The following is a 7810-nucleotide window of genomic DNA, read 5'->3' as shown; positions in this document are numbered from 1 at the left end:
TTGTTGTAAAAGTTCATTGAGCTTCTCCTTTGGGTTTAGTCGCCTTTAAGTTTAGCTAAATGCTAAAACTAGGGAGAAGGCTCAATGATTATCAAAGCCATCTTGCGGAACTCCGTGAGCTGTCACCTTTTGTGCAAAGACACGCACAAAAGCCGCCATCACACTCCGTCCGTAAATGGCGGCGTTAAATTCTTCTGTTATGAATGAAATTATCCTTAAAGATGCGAAAGATAACGACTTTCTCGAGCTCGCGGGTAAAGCTATCGGGAAAATATCAACTGATGGAAGTAACGCAGGCATAACTGATGCAGCCCTTGCAGTAGTTTCACAAATTGTTGGATTACAAGAATTGGATCTAGAGTGGGCTGACAGAATTACTGATACTGGATTAGGTTATTTGTCTGATGCGCGATCTCTTCGATATCTTGATATTTCCTTTTGTAAGGGATTAACGAGTGCAGGGATTGATAAGCTCAAATCAAAAAGACCGGATCTTGAAATTGAGAGCTAAATTTAACAAGCAAATGCATAGGACACCATCACAGCTGCGCGGCGGGCCTATGATTTGGGCGTTAGCTGTAGGGTTAGGATAAATTTATCTTTAAAAGAATATTTTCTTTAAACCATAAAGTCAGCGCTAAACGGTCATAACCTAACCTTATTACTTGGCACTCATAATTTACAAACACATTTATATTTATTAAAACGATGCGAGTTCGATGAAAGTTAAATTAAATCAAGAACTGCACGACAACATCGAACACCCGACTTTATGTTTTGCCCAGTCGGGTCTTTTGCTTAAATAGTCTGCATCGTCTTTACTTATATCATAGGGCGTTCTTAACAGTTCCATAAGCTTATCAACTTCTGAAAAGTCACCTTTTTCCGCTTTATCGATGGCTTGTTGCGATAAGTAATTACGCAGTATAAATTGCGGATTGGCTTGCTTCATGGTGCCTTGCCTTTGATCAGCGGGGAGGCCTTGTTGCTTGACCAGTTTTACATAACTTTTAAGCCAGTCTTTAAACTCTTGTTCGAAGTTTACTTTTAGAGACTCGTCGTAAAACACATCATCAAACTGGGTGGTGGAGAGGTTATTAACATCAATATCGAGTTCGGTCAGTCGTGTAAAGAATAAGGTATAGTCCATTTCGGATTGCTGCATGATGGGATAGATGGCGTTGATAACTTCAGCATTTTGTTCGGCGTTTTCAGCCAAATTATCCAGACCAAACTTATTGCACTGCATGGCCAGCATGCCGTCATTTAATTCGTTATCAAACAGGGCGATACCCATTTTAAAAATATCCAAATCATCGATTACGGTGGCCAGTGCATTGGCAAGGCAAATTAAATTCCACCGGCAGATGGCGGGCTGGTTACCAAACCGATAACGTTTGCCTTGGGCGTCGGTAGTATTGGGTGTCCAGTTACTGTCAAAATTGTCGAGCCAGCCGTAAGGGCCGTAATCAATGGTGAGTCCGAGTATCGACAGGTTGTCGGTGTTCATTACACCATGAACAAATCCTACACGCTGCCATTCAATCACCATTTTGGCTGTCGATTTGCAAACCTCACTGAACCAGAGTGCTATTTTTTGTTCGCGTGATTTATCGACCATTGATTCAATGTGGGGAAAGTCCCGTTTAATGCAAAAATCGATCAACTGATTTAAAACGTCTGATTCCTGACGCGCAGCAAAAATTTCGAAACTGCCAAAGCGTAAAAACGACGGTGCAACGCGGCAGACAACTGCGCCGGGTTCAGGTGCTGCGTGACCATCGTACATCACATCTCGAACCACTTGTTCGCCCGTGGTTACCAGACTCAATGCCCGGGTGGTGGGTATGCCTAAATGGTGCATGGCTTCGCTGCATAAAAACTCACGGATGGACGAGCGTAATACCGCCCGGCCATCGGCGGTACGGGAGTAGGGCGTTAATCCGGCGCCTTTAAGTTGCAAATCGAAGCGCTGGTTATTATTAACTATCTCGGCAATGGTAATGGCTCTTCCATCGCCCAGTTGCCCGGCCCAATGACCAAATTGATGACCACCGTAGCAGGCCGAATAAGGTGTAGCGCCTTGCAGGTTTTGGTTGCCGCCAAGCCATTGTGCCATTTCTGGTGTTTGCATATCGGCAGCGTCGATCCCGAGATCATCAGCCACTTCGGAAAAATAGGCGCGAATTTCCGGTGACGCGACCGCCGTAGGTGTGCAATGACTCCAGCAGACACCAGGCGTTTGCCGTGGCGAGTGGCTGTCTTCCGTAATACCCGGCAGCTGTTCGATAAATTGCTGCGACAATTGTTGGGAAAGCTTGTTTAACGTCATATGGGTCATAGGTTCAAGAGTAACTTTTAATAAGCGATGAGCTCAGGCTGCTGTTTGTAGAGTAACGCCTGCTCAGGAATAAACAGTGTAACGCGAATCAGGTTGTGACTAAACAAGGAGAGACTAAACAAGGAGAGACTAAACAAGGAGAGACTAAACAAGGAGAGACTAAACAAGTTGAGCCTGAACAGAGGTATGTGTATTAACACCAACTCGAATTATTAGCCTGATGAATAATAAAATTGATGACTATACAAGTGAGTGATTTTGTAAACTATTTACGTCTATGTTGTGTAATAGTTATCTTCCTTATCTCACCTTAGAATAAAATCTCTTACAATTCTGCGGATTGTTTGACTCACCACAGCGGCTTGTTTTTAATCGAAGGCATAATAATTATACAACCTTGTATTTGAAGGTCGCTGTAGGGGCGTTGCATCAGTCGTTTAAACTCAATAATGAGGAGCTTTAAATGCTGATTACAAAAAAACAAGTGAACGGCCGGGCAATCGCTTGCGCCGTGATTATGGGGTGTGTGTCGAATCTGGCTTTTGCCAAATCGACCTCTGCATCACAGCAACATACAAATGAATTGAAACAGGAGCAGAAGTTAGTCAATGCACCAGATGCTTATGTGTCGGAGCAAAAATTTCAGCAACAACTGAGTGAAAAGCTTAATCAAAAAACGCTTAAACGGCAGGCATACAAACAACATTTTTATGATGCATACGCTGCGTTTCCGCAATTACCTGCAGGCTTACTTGAAGCAATAGCCTTTAGTGCCAGTCGTTGGAGTCAGGATAATGCAAGTCTGGAGCCGTCTAAATCTGGTAAACGCGCTTCAGATATTTCTTATGGGCATACAGAGCGACCCGTTGCTCACGGCATCATGGGGCTTTATCACAAAAACCATGTGTTTCGTGATGTGGCTTCGGAGGCTGCCAAAGCCTATCGTGTTCCGGTTGAAGATGTGCTGTTTGATGCTCGCACTAATATTATTGCAACCGCGGCGTTATTGGATCAATGGCGTCAGGCCTCTGGACTTCATCAGCCCGATCTGGAACAGATGCGCCCGTTACTGGAAAAGTTGTCCGGTCTTGAAGAAACAGGCGCGGCGAAAAGCAGCGTCAAACAGTACGCCTTAGACAGTTATGTATTTGATGTATTGTCGGCGCTCGATCGTGGTGTGGATGATCAGGGCATCGACGTAAAACAGCACAGTATTCAGTGGCAAAAGGTGTTTGATCAACAGACCTTATTGAAACTTCGTGCACCCATGTTAAAAATGGACATGTCAAAAGATCAGATTGAAATTCCCGGGTACGACTATGATGTGCAAAGTGAAACCTATCAACCAAAACAGAAAGACGCATCGAAAAATCAATCGTCATTAAATGCCGGGCAAACAAAAGGTCAATTGCAGCCGCCATCGATATTAAGCACCGACTATGGCCCGGCGCGTTATGTGCAATCGCCTTATCATGGTTCTCGGGGCAGCAGTGGAACATCCGCTGTGACGGTTCATACCACTCAGGGCAGCTACGCAGGAACAATATCCTGGTTTCGAAACAATCCTTATTCGGTCAGTGCTCATTATGTGATCCGTAGTTCAGACGGACAAATTACTCAAATGGTTCGTGAGTATCGAAAAGCGCATCATGTTGGTGTACATAACCCTTACACTTTGGGTATTGAGCACGAAGGGTATGTAAATAATCCATCCTACTACACCAACGCCATGTACAACGCTTCGGCTAATCTGGTTAAGCACTTTTGTTCTCGTCACAGCATTAATTGCTCAACAGCTTATCGAGGCAGTCCTTCATCTGGCATCAAGGTGTTACCAAGCAGTGTAAAAATAAAAGGGCATCAGCATTTTAGCAATCAAACCCATACCGATCCGGGTATTTACTGGAACTGGTCCGGTTATTATCAGCGTATAAATGGTAGCGGTAGCCCTAATGATAAAATGCTCGACAACTTTGAAAACAGTGAAGGCCATTTTATCCATACGCCTGCGTATTCGGGATCCACAAAAGGGATTTCCAGCGCTTCCACCGCGAGTCGAACCAGTGCCTTATCCCGAAACGGACAATACTCTGAGCAAATTAAGCTGGTGGATAACAAGTATTCCAATGCTAACTGGTCGGTGCGATTTTTATCCGGTGGTGGCAGTCCTTCGAATAATCAACAGTTATCAAAAGCCGGTGGTCGGATCGGGTTCTGGGTCTATTCTGGTGGCAGTGGCTTATCGGCGGCAATGAGTGCCGATGATTCCGACGGTACAGAACGAACCATTGCTCGTTCAATTCCTGCCAATCGATGGACTTATCTTGAATGGAAACTGGATGACTCAAAACAGTGGCGCAGTTGGGTTGGGGGCAACGGTATTATTTCTGCCTCAAGTGTTACTCTTGACGCCATCTGGTTTTATCGAAATCAGACAAGTTATAACGTCTACCTGTACATTGATGATGTACAATATCGTTTTGAAGGCTGATTGAACTGATTGAAAAGTCGATACATCTTAAAGTGGCTAGAGCGTGTTTATCTTTCGTTCTTTGAGATGTTGAGAGTTAAAACTAAGCCAGTCGCGGCGTGAATTTTGAGGTTTAGTTATTCTAAATAAGAAATTCTCAACAAAGAATGGCTTAGTTTTAGCCTCAACCCTTCGGGCAGGGATTATTTTATGGCACAACTGCGTTATCGGTCATTCAAATACGACTACAGGACGTAGGGGGTAGAACAACTCAGGAGACAAAGTCGAGAATAACTATTCATCACTCCCTCTGTCTTGTTGTGCCATAAAATAAACGCCTGCATCTCAAAGAACGAAAGATAAACACGCTCTAGTCGGTGAGCCACTTTATATTTAACATGTGGTATAAGAAAATCAGTTTTGTTGAGGGGATCCACAAGCGTTAATTAGGCTTAATGATTAACTCAGGCATATTTCTGTTATGAATGATAACGTAGTTCCATTAACCAATGCGCGTCGGAAGAACAAACGCCAACAGCGGCAGAAGCATTCCACTATGTGTGGCAGTGGTTTTCATAAATGGAAGCCCTGTAAAGAGAAGCAGTTTGATGTGAAGCAAGGAAAGCTGGTGACCCTTTTGCGCTGTGAGCGTTGTGGCGAGACAAAAGTTAAAGCCACCTGATAACAGCTTTAATAGCTGATGAGCCCAAGCTCGGAGTATTCACACGAGTAAAGGACCTTTTAGATAAAACCATATACAGAAGATCACATAGAAAAATCCATATACAAATACCCGTCTAGAACAGAGCAATGCAGAAAGCCGATCCAAAGCAAAGTTCAACAAGACAGCCTTGTTTTTACTTTTCGGGCTGATCATTATTGCCAGAGCTCAGTATCTAAAGTTAATAGCAGACGCTAAAGCAGGAATTAATACCGGGAATAAGCGCTTGTCGGCCATAGACGGATCTGAGAGTATATTTGCCAGGTGTTCTCATATACTATCGTTAGAACGAAATTAGAACGAAAGATAAACACGCTCTAGTGGGGAGTATTCAGGCGCGTAGGCTCAAACGCTAATCGCGAAATCATTACTAAAACCGACTTATAACGATATCTGCTTTAATGACTAAAAATCATAATAATACAAATAAGGATTCTGGCGTCGAAAACGACCGCCCTGTTGATGATGCAACCGTTTTATCAAACGCAGCTGATCATGATGAATCCAATGTGCCTGATGAAGCCGGTTCAGATGGCGAGCAGAGTTCAAACGCTATAAAAGAATCGCAGCCACAGGCCCGCTTGACCCAAATTGGACGCCATCTTAAATCACAGGAGTCTCAGGCCGGGTTTGAGCAGGCGAAACGTGATGCCGATAACGCATTGGCCGAGAAAAAAATCATTCTGAATAACCGCTTTGTTCTGGAGTCCACCATTGGTGCCGGGGGAATGGGTGCGGTTTATCGGGCGCAAGACCTGCGCCGTGTTGAAGCCAGAGACACGGATCCCTACGTGGCCATCAAAGTATTAAAGGGTGATTTTAAACAACATCCAGATGCCTTTATTGCGCTCCAGCGGGAAGCCAGTCGCTCGTCAAAACTGGCTCATCCGAATATTGTTACCGTGCATGACTTTGACCGCGATGGTGAAACGGTTTTTATGACCATGCAACTGTTGCAAGGTGATGATCTGGATAATCTGATTAAAACGCACAGTAAAGGACTGCCAAAACAACAAGCCTTTAAAATTATTGATGATGTTTGCCGCGGTCTTGAATTTGCACACGAAAAAGGCATCATCCACTGTGATCTTAAGCCGGCCAATTTATTTTTGGCGGAAGATGGCGCTAAAGTTTTGGACTTTGGCATCGCACGGCTGGCATTACGCACTCAGGACCATTTTGACGCCGGAAAAATAGGCGCCTTTACACCGGGCTACGCCAGTCTTGAAATGTTTAATGGTGACGATCCGGATCAAAGCGATGATGTATTCGCCACCGCTATTATTGTTTATGAACTGCTGAGTGGTAAGCATCCTTATAATGGTCAGTCAGCGCCAGTGGCATTGGCGACGAATATGCAACCTGCGCCAATCGATGGATTATCTAAAAAAGAATGGCGTGCACTCAGTAATGCCTTGCAGATTGAAAAGTCGCGTCGCACAAAAACCATTAAAGAATTTCGTCAGGCATTTATGGGGCGCTCAAAACGGCCACTGGTTTATTCGGTTGTTGGATTATCGGTGGCGGTACTGGCCTCACTGGCGTATATCTTTTTATTTGGCAATCAACAACTCGAGCGCAAAATTGAAGAAAATATTGCATCCGCTGAAACGTGTTTAAAGGATCAAAATTTCAGCTGTGTGATCAATAACGCAAATGTTATTTTAAATATCGATCCACAACATCAACAGGCGAATGCATTATTAAAAAATGCCAGGCAATTGCAATTCGAAAAGAAATCCCGCGAGACGATTAATGAATTGATGAATCAAGCCAATCAATGTTTTGATAGCAGCAACTTTAATTGTGTAACCGAACATACAAAAGCCGTCCTGGCCATTGATGCAAATCATCAAGCCGCAAACGATTTGGCGCAGCTTGCTACACAACAGCAACAAACCATAAGCTTGAACTATACTAAAGCAATGCAACAGGCAACGACGTGTTTTGATCGCAATGATTTCAGTTGTGCCATAGAACAGGCCGAGCGCGCATTAGCGTTAAAGCAGGGTGACGAACAAGCCCTGTCACTTAAACAGTCGGCTAACTACTCCATTGCTCAACAAAAGAGTGCGTTGGAAAAAGCCAGTGGTATCGTTGAAGATGGTCGGTTTTGCCTTAAAAAGTTTGATTACAGTTGTGCCATTGCCAAGGCAGAATCGGCTCTGGAATTTGTTGCTGAATACCCACCCGCGGTTAAATTAAAAAATGAAGCTCAAAAGGCCATGGATAACGCTAAAAAATCGATATCCATCGAATAGCATGACCATCGAATAAA

At 44.0% G+C, this 7810-nt stretch carries 5 protein-coding genes; 4 read left to right on the top strand and 1 reads right to left on the bottom strand.

The features are described from left to right. The first annotated feature begins 199 nt into the window (after positions 1–199). Positions 200–511, top strand: coding sequence for a hypothetical protein (locus C8D97_RS17470; RefSeq protein WP_170115293.1), 312 nt, complete (start codon positions 200–202; stop codon positions 509–511). Between the two features lie 225 nt (positions 512–736). Here the strand turns inward: C8D97_RS17470 and C8D97_RS17465 are convergent, their stop codons facing one another. Next, positions 737–2332 carry a protein adenylyltransferase SelO gene (locus C8D97_RS17465; protein WP_109765101.1) on the bottom strand — a complete coding sequence of 532 codons (1596 nt, stop codon included), beginning with the start codon at positions 2330–2332 and terminating at the stop codon, positions 737–739. A 472-nt stretch (positions 2333–2804) separates the two neighbouring features. On the opposite strand from C8D97_RS17465, the gene C8D97_RS17455 reads away from it, so the two are divergent. The 3 genes from C8D97_RS17455 (at position 2805) to C8D97_RS17445 (ending at position 7793) form a co-directional block, all read left to right on the top strand. After that, on the top strand, positions 2805–4832 hold the full coding sequence (locus C8D97_RS17455) for an N-acetylmuramoyl-L-alanine amidase (RefSeq protein ID WP_109765098.1): 2028 nt from the start codon (positions 2805–2807) through the stop codon (positions 4830–4832). A 460-nt stretch (positions 4833–5292) separates the two neighbouring features. Further along, on the top strand, positions 5293–5493 hold the full coding sequence (locus C8D97_RS17450) for a hypothetical protein (protein WP_109765097.1): 201 nt from the start codon (positions 5293–5295) through the stop codon (positions 5491–5493). A gap of 440 nt (positions 5494–5933) precedes the next feature. Continuing rightward, positions 5934–7793, top strand: a complete 1860-nt coding sequence (locus C8D97_RS17445; RefSeq protein ID WP_109765096.1) for a serine/threonine protein kinase — start codon at positions 5934–5936, stop codon at positions 7791–7793. The last annotated feature ends 17 nt before the right edge of the window (positions 7794–7810 follow it).

The organism is Pleionea mediterranea, assembly GCF_003148745.1.
GTDB classification, from domain to species: Bacteria; Pseudomonadota; Gammaproteobacteria; order Enterobacterales; family Kangiellaceae; genus Pleionea; species Pleionea mediterranea.
This window is presented reverse-complemented; position numbering and strand designations above follow the sequence as displayed.

Excerpts from the sequence above, each read along its gene's own strand:
- C8D97_RS17470 (WP_170115293.1), top strand. The coding sequence starts at position 200 with ATGAATGAAATTATCCTTAAAGATGCGAAAGATAACGACTTTCTCGAG.
- C8D97_RS17465 (WP_109765101.1), bottom strand. The coding sequence starts at position 2,332 with ATGACGTTAAACAAGCTTTCCCAACAATTGTCGCAGCAATTTATCGAA.
- C8D97_RS17455 (WP_109765098.1), top strand. The coding sequence starts at position 2,805 with ATGCTGATTACAAAAAAACAAGTGAACGGCCGGGCAATCGCTTGCGCC.
- C8D97_RS17450 (WP_109765097.1), top strand. The coding sequence starts at position 5,293 with ATGAATGATAACGTAGTTCCATTAACCAATGCGCGTCGGAAGAACAAA.
- C8D97_RS17445 (WP_109765096.1), top strand. The coding sequence starts at position 5,934 with ATGACTAAAAATCATAATAATACAAATAAGGATTCTGGCGTCGAAAAC.